The sequence below is a fragment of the Escherichia sp. MR genome, from assembly GCF_005280595.1.
In the GTDB taxonomy this organism is placed as follows: domain Bacteria; phylum Pseudomonadota; class Gammaproteobacteria; order Enterobacterales; family Enterobacteriaceae; genus Escherichia; species Escherichia ruysiae.
The window spans coordinates 1-17,191 of record NZ_SZVK01000065.1 but is presented as its reverse complement, the minus strand read 5'-3'; the positions used below and the strand labels follow the sequence as shown (position 1 = coordinate 17,191).

General features: G+C 52.4%; 16 protein-coding genes, 1 pseudogene and 1 riboswitch. Of the genes and pseudogenes, 13 read left to right on the top strand and 4 right to left on the bottom strand.

Annotated features, from left to right (window positions below; all coding sequences use genetic code 11):
* The first annotated feature begins 2 nt into the window (after positions 1-2).
* Positions 3-59 carry an IS1 family transposase gene (locus FC814_RS23655; RefSeq protein WP_003032489.1) on the top strand — a complete coding sequence of 19 codons (57 nt, stop codon included), beginning with the start codon at positions 3-5 and terminating at the stop codon, positions 57-59.
* 1 nt (position 60) lies between these two features.
* Positions 61-2,174, top strand: a pseudogene (locus tag FC814_RS20145) (hydratase); the annotation flags it as partial.
* Positions 2,175-2,314: 140 nt separating this feature from the next.
* Here the strand turns inward: FC814_RS20145 and FC814_RS20140 are convergent.
* The 3 genes from FC814_RS20140 to bioA form a co-directional block, all read right to left on the bottom strand.
* The gene (locus tag FC814_RS20140) at positions 2,315-3,598 is read right to left on the bottom strand and encodes a putative acyl-CoA thioester hydrolase (protein ID WP_105279486.1); all 1,284 of its coding nucleotides are present in this window, start codon (positions 3,596-3,598) and stop codon (positions 2,315-2,317) included.
* A gap of 151 nt (positions 3,599-3,749) precedes the next feature.
* Positions 3,750-4,226, bottom strand: coding sequence for a kinase inhibitor (locus tag FC814_RS20135; RefSeq protein ID WP_085460536.1), 477 nt, complete (start codon positions 4,224-4,226; stop codon positions 3,750-3,752).
* A 58-nt stretch (positions 4,227-4,284) separates the two neighbouring features.
* Positions 4,285-5,574 carry an adenosylmethionine--8-amino-7-oxononanoate transaminase gene (gene bioA, locus FC814_RS20130; RefSeq protein ID WP_137326371.1) on the bottom strand — a complete coding sequence of 430 codons (1,290 nt, stop codon included), beginning with the start codon at positions 5,572-5,574 and terminating at the stop codon, positions 4,285-4,287.
* An 86-nt stretch (positions 5,575-5,660) separates the two neighbouring features.
* Here bioA and bioB point away from each other — a divergent pair, with 86 nt between their 5' ends.
* The 5 genes from bioB (at position 5,661) to uvrB (ending at position 11,862) form a co-directional block, all read left to right on the top strand.
* Positions 5,661-6,701 carry a biotin synthase BioB gene (gene bioB / locus FC814_RS20125; RefSeq protein WP_000951210.1) on the top strand — a complete coding sequence of 347 codons (1,041 nt, stop codon included), beginning with the start codon at positions 5,661-5,663 and terminating at the stop codon, positions 6,699-6,701.
* The gene (bioF, locus tag FC814_RS20120; RefSeq protein WP_137326370.1) at positions 6,698-7,852 is read left to right on the top strand and encodes an 8-amino-7-oxononanoate synthase; all 1,155 of its coding nucleotides are present in this window, start codon (positions 6,698-6,700) and stop codon (positions 7,850-7,852) included. The genes bioB and bioF overlap by 4 nt, the downstream gene beginning before the upstream one ends.
* Positions 7,839-8,594, top strand: a complete 756-nt coding sequence (bioC, locus tag FC814_RS20115) for a malonyl-ACP O-methyltransferase BioC (RefSeq protein WP_137326369.1) — start codon at positions 7,839-7,841, stop codon at positions 8,592-8,594. Before bioF ends, bioC begins: the two co-directional genes overlap by 14 nt.
* Entirely contained in the window at positions 8,587-9,267 is a 681-nt protein-coding gene (gene bioD, locus FC814_RS20110; protein WP_085460540.1) for a dethiobiotin synthase, read from the top strand. Before bioC ends, bioD begins: the two co-directional genes overlap by 8 nt.
* 573 nt (positions 9,268-9,840) lie before the next feature.
* Positions 9,841-11,862, top strand: coding sequence for an excinuclease ABC subunit UvrB (gene uvrB / locus FC814_RS20105; protein WP_000042546.1), 2,022 nt, complete (start codon positions 9,841-9,843; stop codon positions 11,860-11,862).
* A 211-nt stretch (positions 11,863-12,073) separates the two neighbouring features.
* On the opposite strand, the gene yvcK is transcribed toward uvrB, so the two are convergent.
* A complete protein-coding gene (yvcK, locus tag FC814_RS20100) occupies positions 12,074-12,982 on the bottom strand; it encodes a uridine diphosphate-N-acetylglucosamine-binding protein YvcK (RefSeq protein WP_010347415.1) in 909 nt (302 codons plus the stop codon).
* A 265-nt stretch (positions 12,983-13,247) separates the two neighbouring features.
* Positions 13,248-13,392: riboswitch (molybdenum cofactor riboswitch) on the top strand.
* On the opposite strand from yvcK, the gene moaA reads away from it, so the two are divergent.
* From moaA to FC814_RS20070, 6 genes are all read left to right on the top strand, one after another.
* Entirely contained in the window at positions 13,380-14,369 is a 990-nt protein-coding gene (gene moaA, locus FC814_RS20095) for a GTP 3',8-cyclase MoaA (RefSeq protein WP_001295301.1), read from the top strand. (Overlaps the previous riboswitch by 13 nt.)
* Positions 14,370-14,390: 21 nt before the next feature.
* Complete coding sequence (gene moaB / locus FC814_RS20090; RefSeq protein WP_000084634.1) at positions 14,391-14,903, top strand: molybdenum cofactor biosynthesis protein B; 513 nt, start codon at positions 14,391-14,393, stop codon at positions 14,901-14,903.
* A gap of 2 nt (positions 14,904-14,905) precedes the next feature.
* Positions 14,906-15,391, top strand: coding sequence for a cyclic pyranopterin monophosphate synthase MoaC (gene moaC / locus FC814_RS20085; protein ID WP_000080885.1), 486 nt, complete (start codon positions 14,906-14,908; stop codon positions 15,389-15,391).
* Complete coding sequence (moaD, locus tag FC814_RS20080; protein ID WP_000598612.1) at positions 15,384-15,629, top strand: molybdopterin synthase sulfur carrier subunit; 246 nt, start codon at positions 15,384-15,386, stop codon at positions 15,627-15,629. The genes moaC and moaD overlap by 8 nt, the downstream gene beginning before the upstream one ends.
* Position 15,630: 1 nt before the next feature.
* Positions 15,631-16,083 (top strand): molybdopterin synthase catalytic subunit MoaE, encoded by a 453-nt coding sequence (gene moaE / locus FC814_RS20075; RefSeq protein ID WP_137326368.1) that lies wholly within the window; start codon positions 15,631-15,633, stop codon positions 16,081-16,083.
* A 135-nt stretch (positions 16,084-16,218) separates the two neighbouring features.
* The gene (locus FC814_RS20070) at positions 16,219-16,923 is read left to right on the top strand and encodes a Bax inhibitor-1/YccA family protein (RefSeq protein WP_000373623.1); all 705 of its coding nucleotides are present in this window, start codon (positions 16,219-16,221) and stop codon (positions 16,921-16,923) included.
* Positions 16,924-17,191: the final 268 nt, after the last annotated feature.

The window sequence follows — 17,191 nt, the reverse complement described above, 5'->3', positions numbered from 1 at the left end:
CGGTGGAGCTGCATGACAAAGTCATCGGGCATTATCTGAACATAAAACACTATCAATAAGTTGGAGTCATTACCAAAATTAAGTTTGATTCATTAGCCTCTCACGATATTACCTTTGTTGGTATTGTACAGACCGCTAAAGCGTCCGGTATGGAACGTTTTCCGCTACCGTATGTGCTGACCAACTGCCATAACTCACTGTGCGCAGTTGGCGGCACCATTAACGGTGATGACCATGTTTTTGGTTTATCGGCAGCGCAGCGTTATGGCGGTATTTTTGTGCCTCCGCATATTGCTGTAATCCATCAATATATGCGTGAAATGATGGCAGGCGGCGGCAAAATGATCCTCGGTTCAGACAGCCACACCCGTTACGGTGCATTAGGGACAATGGCGGTCGGTGAGGGCGGCGGCGAGCTGGTAAAACAACTGCTTAATGATACCTGGGATATCGACTATCCGGGGGTTGTTGCGGTGCATTTGACCGGAAAACCAGCACCTTATGTGGGACCGCAAGATGTGGCGCTGGCGATCATCGGCGCGGTGTTCAAAAACGGCTACGTCAAAAATAAAGTGATGGAGTTCGTGGGGCCGGGTGTTGCTGCGCTCTCTACCGATTTCCGCAACAGCGTTGACGTGATGACCACTGAAACCACCTGTTTAAGTTCCGTCTGGCAAACCGATGAAGAAGTCCATAACTGGCTGGCGCTGCACGGTCGCGGCCAGGATTACTGCCAGCTTAATCCACAACCGATGGCGTACTACGATGGCTGCATCAGCGTTGATCTAAGCGCCATCAAACCAATGATTGCGCTGCCGTTCCACCCAAGCAACGTGTATGAAATCGACACGCTGAACCAGAACCTGACCGATATTCTGCGTGAGATTGAAATTGAGTCCGAGCGCGTGGCGCACGGTAAAGCCAGACTCTCGCTGCTGGATAAAGTGGAAAATGGACGCCTGAAAGTACAACAGGGGATTATCGCCGGCTGTTCTGGCGGTAACTATGAAAACGTTATCGCCGCAGCAAATGCGCTGCGCGGTCAATCCTGTGGCAATGATACCTTCTCGCTGGCGGTTTACCCGTCATCGCAGCCGGTGTTTATGGATTTAGCCAAAAAAGGCGTGGTAGCAGATTTGATTGGCGCAGGCGCAATCATCAGAACCGCGTTCTGCGGCCCATGCTTTGGGGCGGGTGATACGCCAATCAACAACGGTTTGAGTATTCGCCACACCACGCGTAACTTCCCGAACCGCGAAGGCTCTAAGCCAGCTAATGGGCAGATGTCAGCGGTTGCATTAATGGACGCCCGTTCTATCGCTGCGACTGCGGCAAACGGTGGCTATTTAACCTCTGCCAGCGAGCTGGATTGCTGGGACAACGTGCCGGAGTACGTTTTCGATGTGACGCCGTATAAAAATCGTGTCTATCAGGGTTTTGTGAAAGGGGCGACCCAGCAACCGTTGATCTATGGACCGAACATCAAAGACTGGCCGGAATTGGGTGCGCTGACTGACAATATCGTCCTCAAAGTGTGCTCGAAGATCCTCGACGAAGTGACCACTACCGACGAATTGATTCCTTCCGGTGAAACCTCTTCTTATCGTTCAAATCCGATTGGTCTGGCGGAGTTTACCCTGTCACGCCGCGATCCAGGCTATGTTGGCAGAAGTAAAACCACTGCTGAGCTGGAAAATCAACGTCTGGCGGGGAATGTCAGCGAGCTGGAATCCGTATTTGCCCGTATTAAACAGATTGCTGGTCAGGAACATATTGATCCGCTGCAAACTGAAATTGGCAGCATGGTTTATGCGGTCAAACCAGGTGATGGTTCTGCGCGTGAACAGGCGGCGAGCTGCCAGCGTGTGATTGGCGGTCTGGCGAATATTGCCGAGGAATACGCGACTAAACGTTACCGTTCTAATGTCATCAACTGGGGGATGTTACCGCTGCAAATGGCAGAAGTGCCGAACTTTGAAGTGGGGGATTACATTTATATTCCTGGCATTAAAGCGGCGCTGGATAATCCAGGTACGACCTTCAAAGGTTATGTGATCCATGAAGATGCGCCGGTTACGGAAATCACGCTGTATATGGAAAGTCTGACTGCTGAAGAGCGCGAGATTATCAAAGCGGGTAGTTTGATTAACTTCAATAAAAACCGTCAGATGTAAAAAGCGCCATGTGAATGTAGGTCGCATCCGGCACTTATTGTCGGATGCGATGCTGGCGCATCTTATCCGACCTACGAATCGCATCGACCCGTAGGCCGGATAAGGCGTTTACGCCGCATCCGGCAAATAGTTAGCAACGCTTATTTCTTTGCTTCTGCAACCACTTTGCTACCCACGCCACGGTTATTGTATTCCCACATGCGGTTGTAGTTAGTGTCATTCAGATTGCGCTGTACTTCGTCGTTATCATCAACGCTGCCGGTATTACCCGCAAATGGACGATTAGAAATCACCGCGTCGGCCCACGGTTTAGCCGTGTTAAAGCCTTCGTTGATGGCGCTATCACGGATCACTACCTGACCGTTGGTATTGGCATCAACATCCAGCGAGCGGCCCAGCTGTGCGACGCCATCACCGGAGGCATTGAAACGGCTATTTACGGCAAGGAAACCGTAGTAAATATTGGACAGCGTAGCCGGTGCGAACACATACGCTTCTTGCTGAGTACGTGAGTTCACCACGCGGAATTCGGTATTATCGAACACCACTGCACCACGGCCGGAAACGATATCCACATCCCCTTCGATGTAGCTATTAGTTACCAGAGTACGCGGCTGACGATTCGTTTCCAGACGGTTTTGTACACCGCTGTTGGTGACAAAGAAGGTATTCTGACGACCAAGAATGTTAACGTTGTTGATCTGTACTTTGTCGCCATCAGTACGCAACGCCACCGCCGGATGGTTACCCGCATCTACGCTATCGCCCAGAGTGTTTTCGATGGTCAGGTTTTGCAGTTGCAGGCCATTGTTTTGTGACCAGAAGACCGCAGAACAGAGAACGCCGATGCTGTTGCTGCGTTTGCTCTGGCAACTATCGTACATATACCACGCTGGTTTACCGGGCATATATTTGCCGCGTGGGTTAACGTCATGACGCCAGTCAGCAGGGCTCATTCCACCATCAAGGGAAAGTCCAATTTTCACATCAATCGGTTTTTCGCCCATGCCGTAGACAGTGATTCCGCCCGGTGCCGCAGGGACATAAACCGTACCTTCATACTCACCTGGCATCACGGCAATATACTGGCGCTTATTAGTACGCTTGATAATTGCCGCATCTACCGCCGCCTGAATCGTGGTATGCGTTACACCTTGAGTACCCGCCGTGCCGACAACAAAGTCAGGTTGCGCAGGCAGGGTAATCGGGGAAGGATTCCATGCTGCAGCACCTGGCGTCAGGGAGGCAAAATAGTGTTGAGCATCGAAATTCTGCGCTTCTTTTGCCGACAGAATCGGGCGAGAAGACGTACCAGGTGCTACTTGATCGGAAGGGCGTTGATCGGGCGGTGTTGAGCTACAGGCGGTCAGCGTCACGCCAAAAGCCAGTGCCAGCGCCAGACGGGAAACTGAAAATGTGTTCACAGGTTGCTCCGGGCTTTGAAATGGAAAAATGAATCCGTTGAAGCCTGCTTTTTTATACTAACTTGAGCGAAACGGGAAGGTAAAAAGACAAAAAGTTGTTTTTAATACCTTTAAGTGATGTCAGATGGCCTTGCACCATCTGACAGAACATTTAACTGAACATCGCGGTAATTGATGCGCTGGCGAGAGAGTGGAAATGAACGTTAAAACCGACCATCGCGCCGCTGGCACCTTCATCGACATCAATACGTTCTACATTCAGCGCGTGAACAGTAAAAATGTAGCGATGAGTTTCGCCTTTCGGCGGTGCTGCGCCATCGTACCCGGTTTTACCAAAATCGGTGCGTGTCTGGAGCACGCCATCAGGGATTGCTACCAGACCAGAGCCAAATCCTTGCGGCAATACACGGGTATCAGCGGGTAAGTTAACAACTACCCAGTGCCACCAGCCGGAGCCGGTTGGCGCATCCGGGTCGTAGCAGGTGACAACAAAACTTTTCGTTCCCGCAGGAACATCATCCCACGCCAGATGTGGCGAAATATTATCGCCATCGTAACCCATGCCGTTAAAGACATGACGATGCGGCAGCTTATCGCCATCGCGCAGATCGTTACTGATGAGTTTCATGAACCCTCCTTTCTTGTTTGCAGAAAGTGTAGCCAGAAACCCTCACGCTGACTTCCCGTTATTGGCAAAAAAATGTTTCATCCAGTACGGCGCGATTTACCGCTGCGGTCAGGCGCTGCAACTGTTCCGGGCGAATAATATAGGGCGGCATCAGGTAAATCAGCTTGCCAAAAGGCCGTATCCACACACCCTGCTCGACAAAGAATTTTTGCAGTGCTGCCATATTCACCGGACGAGTGGTTTCGACTACGCCAATTGCCCCCAGCACGCGCACATCGGCAACCATTTCGGCGTCACGGGCTGGGGTCAGTTGCTCACGTAGTTGCGCTTCAATATTTGCCACCTGCTGGTGCCATTTACCGGATTCAATAATCGTCAGGCTGGCGTTCGCTGCCGCGCAGGCCAGCGGATTGCCCATAAAAGTTGGCCCGTGCATAAAGCAGCCGGCTTCGCCGTTACTGATGGTTTCTGCAACCTCGCGCGTGGTGAGCGTGGCTGAAAGGGTCATCGTGCCGCCGGTTAAGGCTTTACCGAGGCATAAAATGTCCGGCGCAATCCCCGCATGTTCACAGGCAAACAGTTTGCCGGTTCGACCAAATCCGGTGGCGATTTCGTCAGCAATCAGCAAGATACCTTCACGATCGCACATTTTGCGGATTCGTTTTAACCATTCCGGATGGTAGATGCGCATCCCGCCTGCGCCCTGGACAATCGGCTCAATAATCACCGCAGCGATTTCATGGCGATGCGCCGCCATCAGGCGCGCAAAGCCCACCATATCGCGCTCATCCCATTCGCCGTCCATGCGGCTTTGCGGGGCTGGAGCAAACAAGTTTTCTGGCAGATAGCCTTTCCACAGGCTGTGCATAGAGTTGTCAGGATCGCATACCGACATCGCGCCAAAAGTATCGCCATGATAACCATTGCGGAAGGTCAGAAAACGCTGACGTGCTTCGCCTTTGGCCTGCCAGTACTGCAACGCCATCTTCATCGCCACTTCTACCGCTACGGAGCCGGAGTCCGCGAGAAAAACGCACTCCAGCGGTTGCGGCGTCATTGCCACCAGTTTGCGGCATAGCTCGATGGCGGGCGCATGGGTGATACCGCCAAACATCACATGCGACATGGCATCAATTTGCGACTTCATCGCCGCATTAAGCTGCGGGTGATTGTAGCCGTGGATCGCCGCCCACCAGGACGACATACCGTCAACCAGGCGTCTGCCGTCAGACAAAATCAGCTCGCAACCTTCCGCGCTCGCCACCGGATAAACCGGCAGCGGGGAGGTCATGGATGTGTACGGGTGCCAGATATGGCGTTGGTCAAAGGTAAGATCGTCCATTGTCATAATCGACTTGTAAACCAAAATGAAAAGATTTAGGTTTACAAGTCTACACCGAATTAACAACAAAAAACACGTTTTGGAGAAGCCCCATGGCTCACCGCCCACGCTGGACATTGTCGCAAGTCACAGAATTATTTGAAAAACCGTTGCTGGATCTGCTGTTTGAAGCGCAGCAGGTGCATCGTCAGCATTTCGATCCTCGTCAGGTACAGGTCAGCACTTTGCTGTCGATTAAGACCGGAGCTTGTCCGGAAGACTGCAAATACTGCCCGCAAAGCTCGCGCTACAAAACCGGGCTGGAAGCCGAGCGGTTGATGGAAGTTGAACAGGTGCTGGAGTCGGCGCGCAAAGCGAAAGCGGCGGGATCGACGCGTTTTTGTATGGGCGCGGCGTGGAAGAATCCCCACGAACGCGATATGCCGTACCTGGAGCAGATGGTGCAAGGGGTAAAAGCGATGGGCCTCGAGGCGTGTATGACGCTGGGGACATTAAGTGAATCCCAGGCGCAGCGCCTCGCGAATGCCGGGCTGGATTACTACAACCACAACCTCGACACCTCGCCGGAGTTTTACGGCAATATCATCACCACGCGCACCTATCAGGAACGCCTCGATACGCTGGAAAAAGTGCGCGATGCCGGGATCAAAGTCTGCTCAGGTGGCATTGTGGGCTTAGGCGAAACGGTAAAAGATCGCGCCGGATTATTGCTGCAACTGGCAAACCTGCCGACGCCGCCTGAAAGCGTGCCAATCAACATGCTGGTGAAGGTGAAAGGCACGCCGCTGGCGGATAATGATGATGTCGATGCCTTTGATTTTATTCGCACCATTGCGGTGGCGCGGATCCTGATGCCGACCTCTTATGTGCGCCTTTCTGCCGGACGCGAGCAGATGAACGAACAGACTCAGGCGATGTGCTTTATGGCCGGAGCTAACTCGATTTTCTACGGTTGCAAACTGCTGACCACGCCGAATCCGGAAGAAGATAAAGACCTGCAACTGTTCCGCAAACTGGGGCTGAATCCGCAACAAACCGCCGTTCTGGCGGGCGATAACGAACAACAGCAACGTCTGGAACAGGCGCTGATGACCCCGGACACCGACGAATACTACAACGCGGCAGCCCTATGACCTGGCAGGAGAAGATTAACGCGGCACTCGATGCGCGGCGTGCTGCCGATGCCCTGCGTTGCCGTTATCCGGTGGCACAAGGCGCCGGACGCTGGCTGGTGGCGGACGAACGGCAGTATCTGAACTTTTCCAGTAACGATTACTTAGGTTTAAGCCATCATCCGCAAATTATCCGTGCCTGGCAGCAGGGGGCGGAGCAATTTGGCGTCGGTAGTGGCGGTTCCGGTCACGTCAGCGGTTATAGCGTGGCGCATCAGGCGCTGGAAGAAGAACTGGCCGAGTGGCTGGGCTATTCTCGGGCACTGCTGTTTATCTCTGGTTTTGCCGCTAATCAGGCGGTCATTGCCGCGATGATGGCGAAAGATGACCGCATCGTTGCCGACCGGCTTAGCCACGCCTCCTTGCAGGAAGCGGCCAGTTTAAGTCCGGCGCAGCTTCGCCGTTTTGCTCATAACGATGTCGCTCATCTGGCGCGCCTGCTTGCTTCCTCCTGTCCAGGGTTGCGACTGGTGGTGACAGAAGGCGTATTCAGTATGGACGGCGATAGTGCGCCGCTGACGGAAATCCACCGTGAGACGCAGCAGCACAATGGCTGGTTGATGGTCGACGATGCCCACGGTACGGGCGTTATCGGGGAGCAGGGGCGCGGCAGCTGCTGGCTGCAAAAGGTAAAACCAGAATTGCTGGTGGTTACGTTTGGCAAAGGATTTGGTGTCAGCGGTGCGGCGGTGCTTTGCTCTGAAACTGTGGCGGATTATCTGCTGCAATTTGCCCGCCATCTTATCTATAGCACCAGTATGCCGCCCGCTCAGGCGCAGGCATTACGTGCGTCGCTGGCGGTCATTCGCAGTGAAGAAGGTGACGCGCGACGCGCAAAACTGGCAGCACTCATTACGCGTTTTCGTGCCGGAGTACAGGATTTGCCGTTTACGCTTGCGGATTCATGCAGCGCCATCCAACCATTGATCGTCGGTGACAACAGCCGTGCGTTACAACTAGCAGAAAAACTGCGCCAGCAAGGCTGCTGGGTCACGGCGATTCGCCCGCCAACCGTACCCGCTGGCACTGCGCGACTGCGCCTGACCTTAACCGCAGCTCATGAAACGCAGGATATCGACCGTCTGCTGGAGGTGCTGCATGGCAACGGTTAATAAACAAGCCATTGCAGCGGCATTTGGTCGGGCTGCCTCACAGTATGAGCAACACGCAGAGTTACAGCGTCAGAGCGCCGATGCCTTGCTGGCAATGCTCCCGCAACGCAAATACGCCCGAGTGCTGGATGCTGGCTGTGGACCTGGCTGGATGAGCCGCCACTGGCGCGAGCGCAGCGAGCAGGTGATGGCGTTAGATCTCTCGCCGCCAATGCTTGCCCAGGCACGCCAGAAGGATGCCGCAGATCATTATCTGGCGGGGGATATCGAATCCCTGCCGTTAGCGACTGCGACGTTCGATCTTGCATGGAGCAATCTCGCGGTGCAGTGGTGCGGTAATTTATCCACGGCATTAGGTGAGCTTTGCCGCGTAGTACGCCCCGGCGGCGTAGTGGCGTTTACCACGCTGGCGCAGGGTTCGTTACCCGAACTGCATCAGGCGTGGCAAGCAGTAGACGAACGCCCCCATGTCAATCGCTTTTTACCGTCAGCAGATATTGAACAGGCGCTAAAAGGTTTTCGTTATCAACATAATATGCAGCCTGTCACGCTGTGGTTTGATGATGCGCTCAGTGCCATGCGTTCGCTGAAAGGCATTGGCGCAACGCATCTTCACGCAGGGCGCGATCAGCGAGTATTAACCCGTTCACAGTTACAACAACTGCAACTGGCCTGGCCGCAACAACAGGGGCGATATCCCCTGACTTATTATCTTTTTTTGGGAGTAATTACTCGTGAGTAAACGCTATTTTGTCACCGGAACGGACACCGAAGTGGGTAAAACCGTTGCCAGTTGCGCACTGTTGCAGGCCGCGAAGGCAGCAGGTTATCGGACGGCAGGTTATAAACCGGTGGCCTCTGGCAGCGAAAATACCCCGGAAGGCTTACGTAACAGCGACGCGCTGGCGTTACAGCGCAACAGCAGCCTGCAGCTGGATTACGCAACGGTAAATCCTTATACCTTCGCAGAACCCACTTCGCCGCACATCATCAGCGCGCAAGAGGGCAGGCCGATAGAATCATTGGTAATGAGCGCCGGATTACGCGTGCTTGAACAACAGGCTGACTGGGTGTTAGTGGAAGGCGCTGGCGGCTGGTTTACGCCGCTTTCGGATTCCTTCATGTTTGCAGATTGGGTAACGCAGGAACAACTGCCGGTGATTCTGGTCGTTGGGGTAAAACTGGGCTGCATCAATCATGCAATGCTGACAGCACAGGCAGTACAGCAGGCAGGGCTAACACTCGCAGGCTGGGTGGCGAACGATGTCACGCCGCAGGGTAAACGCCACAGTGAATATATGGCTACGCTCACCCGAATGATCCCCGCGCCGCTGCTGGGGGAAATTCCCTGGCTTCAGGAAAATCCAGAAAGTGCGCTAACCGGAAAATATATAAATCTCACATCACTGAAGTAGCAAAAAAATTGGTTGAATTGCGAGCGAGATCGCGTCTTCGGTCGCCCGTAATTTAACCAACCAAATGCTAAAAAAATCGCGAAAAAAATTTTACCCCGGCATTATACGATTAGTATGGGAATTGCCCAGGCGGCTGGACATAGGGGCTGCAGGCAGTTATCCACTATTCCTGTGGATAACCATGTGCATTAGAGTTAGAAAACGTAAGGTAAGCGAGAGAATACGCGGCTTGCACGCAAATTGGCGCTAAAGACGGCTTAAATAAATATTTTTTATTTTTCAATCTGTTAGATAAATGCAATGGCTGTCAGGAAAGTGTTATCTCCTGCAATAAATCCGTCATCAGCCATCTTGACAAATGTTAAAAAAGCCATTGCTCTGGGGATAACCCTGCAGACCAGAGTTTTATCTCGTCACAGCGTCAATTTTGCCTACGGTTTAGACCTTAGTTTACGGCGTAACAGAAATGTAGTGGTGTGAGACTGTTTTTTTATCCAGTATAATTTATTGGCATTATTAATCATGACGAGTAAAATTACACACCTGCCCGCCCATTCCTTCAGGTAGCAACTCATGAGTAAACCATTCAAACTGAATTCCGCGTTTAAACCTTCTGGCGATCAGCCGGAGGCGATTCGACGCCTCAAAGAGGGGCTGGAGGATGGCCTCGCGCATCAGACTCTGCTTGGCGTGACGGGGTCGGGGAAAACCTTCACTATTGCTAATGTCATCGCTGACCTGCAACGCCCAACCATGGTGCTGGCGCCCAACAAAACGCTGGCAGCGCAACTATATGGTGAGATGAAAGAGTTCTTCCCGGAAAACGCGGTGGAGTATTTCGTCTCCTATTACGATTACTATCAGCCAGAAGCCTATGTTCCGAGTTCAGATACGTTTATTGAGAAAGATGCCTCAGTAAACGAACATATCGAACAGATGCGACTTTCAGCAACCAAAGCGTTGCTGGAGCGGCGAGATGTCATTGTCGTAGCGTCAGTTTCCGCAATTTATGGTCTGGGCGATCCTGATTTATATCTCAAGATGATGCTGCACCTCACGGTCGGTATGATTATCGATCAGCGCGCGATCCTGCGTCGCCTGGCGGAGTTGCAATACACCCGCAACGACCAGGCATTCCAGCGCGGCACTTTTCGCGTGCGGGGTGAGGTGATCGACATCTTCCCGGCAGAGTCCGACGACGTTGCGCTACGTGTAGAATTGTTCGACGAAGAAGTGGAACGGCTCTCGCTTTTCGACCCACTAACCGGGCAGATTATCTCGACCATTGCGCGTTATACCATCTACCCGAAAACGCACTATGTTACGCCGCGCGAGCGCATTGTGCAGGCGATGGAAGAGATTAAAGAAGAACTGGCGGATCGGCGCAAGGTACTGCTGGCAAATAACAAGTTGCTGGAAGAGCAGCGGCTGACCCAGCGTACCCAGTTTGATCTGGAGATGATGAATGAGCTGGGATATTGCTCGGGCATCGAAAACTATTCTCGCTTTCTTTCCGGGCGTGGGCCTGGCGAGCCACCGCCGACGCTGTTTGATTACCTGCCTGCCGATGGGCTGCTGGTGGTTGATGAATCACACGTCACCATTCCGCAGATAGGCGGTATGTATCGCGGCGACCGGGCGCGTAAAGAAACGCTGGTGGAGTATGGTTTCCGCCTGCCATCGGCGCTGGATAACCGTCCGCTGAAGTTTGAAGAGTTCGAAGCATTAGCCCCGCAAACCATCTATGTTTCTGCGACGCCGGGTAATTACGAGCTGGAGAAATCTGGCGGCGACGTGGTGGATCAGGTGGTGCGTCCAACCGGATTGCTTGATCCGATTATCGAAGTGCGTCCGGTAGCGACCCAGGTCGATGATCTTCTTTCGGAGATTCGTCAGCGAGCGGCAATTAACGAACGCGTTCTGGTGACGACGCTGACCAAGCGGATGGCGGAAGACCTCACCGAATATCTCGAAGAACACGGCGAGCGCGTGCGTTATCTTCACTCCGACATTGATACCGTTGAACGTATGGAAATCATCCGCGACTTGCGTCTGGGCGAGTTCGATGTGCTGGTTGGCATCAACTTACTGCGCGAAGGTCTGGATATGCCGGAAGTGTCGCTGGTGGCAATCCTCGACGCCGACAAAGAGGGCTTCCTGCGTTCTGAACGTTCGTTGATCCAGACCATTGGTCGTGCGGCACGTAACGTTAACGGTAAAGCGATTCTCTACGGCGATAAGATAACCCCGTCAATGGCGAAAGCGATTGGTGAAACCGAACGTCGCCGCGAGAAACAGCAGAAGTACAACGAAGAGCATGGCATTACACCACAAGGGCTGAACAAGAAAGTGGTCGATATCCTGGCGCTGGGGCAGAACATTGCTAAAACCAAAGCCAAGGGCAGAGGGAAAGCGCGCGCGATTGTTGAGCCGGATAATGTGCCGATGGATATGTCGCCAAAAGCGTTGCAGCAGAAAATCCATGAACTGGAAGGGCAGATGATGAAACACGCGCAAAACCTGGAGTTCGAAGAGGCGGCGCAAATTCGTGACCAGTTGCATCAGTTGCGTGAGCTGTTTATTGCGGCTTCGTGACGAGATGAAAAAGCCGGAATGTTCTTCTGGTTTGAGGCTGATGAGAAACGTAAAATTGCCTGATGCGCTACGCTTATCAGGCCTACATGCACTCTGCAATATATTGAATTTGCGCGATTTGTAGGCCGGATAAGGCGTTCACGCCGCATCCGACATGAACAACGCGCACTTTGTCTGCAATCTGACGCCGGAATGTTCTTCCGGTTTTCCGTTAACCCAACGCCTGTAACGCCTTTTCCAGTGCGTTATGTAACAACTGGCGGTCATGACGATAGGGGATATCGCTGGCCTCCAGTACGTCCTGAATCACTATTCTGTCGGTGACCGCAGAAACATCCACTTTCGGCCCAACGACGACGGCATCAATAACCTTCTTGCCGACATACTGCTCCATAATCGCCAGCTTATTTTCCAGTTTCAGATTCGCCGCTGGTAGGCTAAGTTCACGTCCCAGATTGCCGATATAGACCATCGGTGCTGGCGTGCGGCGTAATGCCTGCGCCATTTCCTTAAGCAGCAGGATCGGCATCAGGCTGGTATAAAAACTGCCTGGCCCGATAAGAATCAGATCTGCTTCATTGATAGCATGTACAGCTTCACGCGTAGCAGGCACATTAGGGGTTAACAGTAATTCCTGAATCGGCGTGGTTAACTGGTCAATATTTACCTCGCCGTAAACTTCATGCCCCTGATCGTCAATCGCCATCAGATCAACGGGATGCTCTGACATCGGAATCAAATGCGCATCCACTTTCAGCAGATTACGAATTAAATTGATGGCTTCCAGAGGCCGCACGCTAAGGTGGTCCAGCGCCTTTAACATCAGGTTTCCAAGGTTATGCCCGGAAAGCTCGCCATTACCGCCAAAACGATATTCAAACATCGCGGAAGCGACGCTGGGTTCTGTAATTAACTGATTAAGACAGTTGCGCATATCGCCCCAGGCAATACCGCCTTCTGAGCGGCGAATACGCCCTGTTGAACCACCGTTATCGGTGGTGGTCACAATGCCCGTTAAACGAGAACCCAAAGACGAAAGTGATGAGAGAACGCGTCCCAGTCCATGCCCTCCGCCGAGAGCAACGACACGATCAAGGTCAGCCAGCGTACGATTGCGCATATAAATTCCTGAAGTCAGATTATCCGCGCTACAGTAGCGCAACTGACAGGGAAACAGCAATTAACCCGCCAAAATTGAGGATACAAATAATTGTTTTCTACCTCTAAAGGACGATATACGCACTGCATTGCTGATGATGTACATCAAAGTAAAACCATCATTTTCCCTTATTCTGTAGGGAAATAGCACGATCATGACGCTATATACATGATTACATAGCGAAAAGTGTGAATGGTAAAAATCTCATTTACACGCTAGTATCGGCATAACCACTAAACACTCTAGCCTCTGCACCTGGGTCAACTGATACGGTGCTTTGGCCGTGACAATGCTCATAAAGATTGCCACCAGGGCGAAGGAAGAAATGACTTCGCCTCCCGTATCTGGAAAGGTGTACATGGCTTCACAACTAACTGATGCATTTGCGCGTAAGTTTTACTACTTGCGCCTGTCGATTACCGATGTGTGTAACTTTCGTTGCACCTACTGCCTGCCGGATGGCTACAAGCCGAGCGGCGTCACTAATAAAGGCTTCCTGACCGTCGATGAAATTCGTCGGGTTACTCGCGCCTTCGCCAGTCTGGGCACCGAAAAAGTGCGTCTGACAGGCGGCGAGCCGTCTTTACGTCGCGACTTTACCGATATCATCGCCGCTGTGCGGGAAAACGACGCTATTCGCCAGATTGCGGTCACCACCAATGGTTATCGCCTGGAACGCGATGTCGCGAACTGGCGCGATGCAGGCCTGACGGGCATTAACGTCAGCGTTGATAGCCTCGACGCCCGTCAGTTTCATGCCATTACCGGGCAGGATAAATTCAACCAGGTAATGGCAGGCATCGATGCTGCATTTGAAGCCGGGTTTGAGAAGGTTAAAGTCAATACCGTGCTGATGCGGGATGTCAATCATCATCAACTCGACACCTTTCTGAACTGGATCCAGCATCGCCCCATTCAGCTGCGTTTTATCGAACTGATGGAAACGGGCGAGGGCAGCGAACTCTTCCGCAAGCACCATATTTCTGGTCAGGTTCTGCGTGACGAGCTGCTGCGTCGCGGCTGGATCCATCAGCTTCGTCAACGCAGCGACGGCCCCGCACAAGTCTTTTGTCATCCGGATTACGCCGGAGAGATCGGCCTTATCATGCCGTATGAAAAAGACTTCTGCGCCACCTGCAACCGCCTGCGCGTCTCCTCCATTGGTAAACTCCATCTCTGCCTGTTTGGTGAAGGCGGCGTTAACCTGCGCGATCTGCTGGAAGACGATACCCAGCAACAGGCGCTGGAAGCGCGTATTTCGGCGGCGCTGCGGGAGAAAAAACAGACCCATTTCCTGCATCAAAACAACACCGGTATTACGCAAAACTTATCGTACATTGGCGGTTAAAACGTCAAAAGGAGAGATCAGATGAGTCAGGTAAGCACTGAATTTATCCCGACCCGTATTGCTATTCTTACGGTTTCTAATCGTCGCGGTGAAGAAGACGATACCTCCGGTCACTATCTGCGCGACTCGGCGCAGGAAGCAGGCCATCACGTTGTCGATAAAGCCATTGTCAAAGAAAACCGCTACGCCATTCGCGCTCAGGTATCTGCGTGGATCGCCAGTGACGATGTACAAGTGGTGCTGATTACAGGTGGTACTGGCCTGACAGAAGGCGATCAGGCGCCAGAAGCACTGTTGCCGCTGTTCGATCGTGAAGTCGAAGGCTTCGGCGAAGTGTTCCGTATGCTGTCGTTCGAAGAGATTGGCACCGCAACGCTGCAATCTCGGGCGGTGGCGGGTGTTGCTAACAAAACGCTGATTTTCGCGATGCCCGGCTCGACTAAAGCGTGCCGCACCGCCTGGGAAAATATCATCGCCCCGCAGCTGGATGCCCGTACGCGTCCGTGCAATTTCCATCCACATTTGAAGAAATAAGTATGTCGCAACTGACCCATATCAACGCCGCTGGCGAAGCGCACATGGTGGATGTCTCCGCCAAAGCGGAAACTGTGCGTGAAGCGCGCGCCGAAGCCTTTGTCACCATGCGCAGTGAGACGCTGGCGATGATCATTGATGGTCGCCATCACAAAGGCGACGTATTTGCCACTGCGCGCATTGCCGGTATTCAGGCGGCAAAACGCACCTGGGATCTGATCCCGCTTTGTCATCCGCTGATGCTCAGCAAAGTTGAAGTCAATTTACAGGCTGAGCCGGAACATAATCGGGTACGAATTGAAACGCTTTGCCGCCTGACCGGGAAAACGGGTGTCGAAATGGAAGCATTAACCGCAGCCTCCGTGGCGGCGCTGACCATTTATGACATGTGCAAAGCGGTGCAAAAAGATATGGTGATTGGTCCGGTACGTTTGCTGGCGAAGAGCGGCGGCAAGTCGGGTGATTTTAAGGTGGAAGCGGATGATTAAAGTTCTTTTTTTCGCCCAGGTGCGCGAGTTGGTGGGAACAGATGCAACCGAAGTGGCTGCGGATTTCCCAACCGTTGAAGCGTTACGCCAACACCTGGCAGCGCAGAGCGATCGCTGGGCGCTGGCGCTGGAAGATGGCAAATTGCTGGCTGCCGTCAACCAGACGCTGGTGAGTTTTGACCATCCGCTGACTGACGGCGACGAAGTTGCTTTCTTCCCGCCGGTAACCGGAGGTTAAGATGGCAGAAACCAAAATTGTTGTCGGATCTCAGCCTTTTAGCGTTGGGGAAGAGTACCCGTGGCTGGCTGAGCGTGACGAAGATGGTGCAGTGGTCACGTTTACCGGTAAGGTGCGCAACCATAACCTGGGCGACAGCGTCAAAGCATTAACCCTCGAACACTATCCGGGGATGACGGAAAAAGCACTGGCGGAAATCGTGGATGAGGCGCGTAACCGCTGGTCGCTGGGGAGAGTCACGGTGATTCATCGCATTGGCGAATTATGGCCGGGCGATGAAATCGTATTTGTCGGGGTCACCAGCGCGCATCGTAGCAGCGCGTTTGAAGCCGGGCAGTTTATTATGGACTATCTCAAAACCCGCGCACCGTTCTGGAAGCGCGAAGTCACGCCGGAAGGCGACCGCTGGGTTGAAGCCCGGGAGAGCGATCAGCAGGCGGCGAAACGCTGGTAGTTTTTTGTTGGCCGGATAAGGCACCGCTGCATCCGGCAATTTCATCGCTCTGGACATACGTTTACGCTGCGTCGATGCACACCCTCATCATTTGCAGTATCCTTTAGATATTCCTTATATCTTCAGGAGAAAGTCATGGACAGATTCCCACGTTCAGATTCAATCGTACAACCCCGTGCTGGCTTGCAAACCTATATGGCGCAAGTCTATGGCTGGATGACAGTTGGTTTGTTACTGACCGCATTTGTTGCCTGGTATGCAGCCAACTCTGCTGCCGTTATGGAGCTGCTATTCACTAACCGTGTCTTCTTAATCGGTTTGATAATCGCGCAATTAGCTCTGGTTATCGTGTTATCAGCGATGATTCAAAAACTCAGCGCGGGCGTAACGACGATGCTCTTTATGCTTTATTCGGCGCTAACGGGCTTAACGCTCTCCAGTATTTTCATTGTCTACACTGCCGCCTCTATTGCCAGTACCTTCGTTGTCACCGCCGGGATGTTCGGCGCGATGAGTCTGTATGGTTACACCACGAAACGCGATTTAAGTGGCTTCGGCAATATGCTATTTATGGCATTAATTGGTATCGTCATAGCCTCGCTGGTGAACTTCTGGCTGAAAAGCGAAGCATTAATGTGGGCAGTCACTTACATCGGCGTGATTGTCTTTGTTGGACTGACGGCGTATGACACTCAGAAACTGAAAAATATGGGTGAACAGATTGATACCCGCGACACGTCGAACCTGCGTAAATATTCCATTCTTGGCGCCTTAACGTTGTATCTGGACTTCATCAACCTGTTCCTGATGTTGCTGCGGATCTTTGGCAACCGCCGTTAAACGCATTTCTTATAAAAATCCCGGAACGACACCGGGATTTTTTATCTATTCGATAATAAGTATATATTTAAAAAATAGACATAAAGATATAATTCACATTGATTATATCTATGCATATGATGCATTTTTATAAATCTGGTATACCTATAAGAAAATAGAGTACAATCCTACGGTTTTATTAATGGCTGGCGAGGTGATGCTGCCAACTTACTGATTTAGTGTATGATGGTGTTTTTGAGGTGCTCCAGTGGCTTCTGTTTCTATCAGC